Genomic DNA, 269 nt, shown 5'->3' with positions numbered 1-269 from the left:
CCTACGGGTGGTAGCAGTAGGGAATATTGGTTAATGGGCGAAAGCCCGAACCAGCAACGCCGCGTGAACGATGAAGGCCTTCGGGTCGTAAAGTTCTTTTTGGAGGGATGAGGAAGGACAGTACCTTCAGAATAAGCCTCGGCTAACTACGTGCCAGCAGCCGCGGTAAAACGTAGGAGGCGAGCGTTATCCGGATTTACTGGGCGTAAAGCGTGTGCAGGCGGTTTGGTTAGTTGGATGTGAAAGCTCCTGGCTTAACTGGGAGAGGT

At 53.5% G+C, this 269-nt stretch carries 1 rRNA gene; it reads left to right on the top strand.

Annotated elements, in window-relative coordinates:
• Positions 1-269, top strand: a 16S ribosomal RNA gene (locus tag ACTHSX_RS10665); the annotation flags it as partial.

The sequence above is a fragment of the Neisseria sp. P0014.S002 genome (assembly GCF_051958295.1).
Taxonomy (GTDB): Bacteria; Pseudomonadota; Gammaproteobacteria; order Burkholderiales; family Neisseriaceae; genus Neisseria; species Neisseria flavescens_B.
This window is presented reverse-complemented; position numbering and strand designations above follow the sequence as displayed.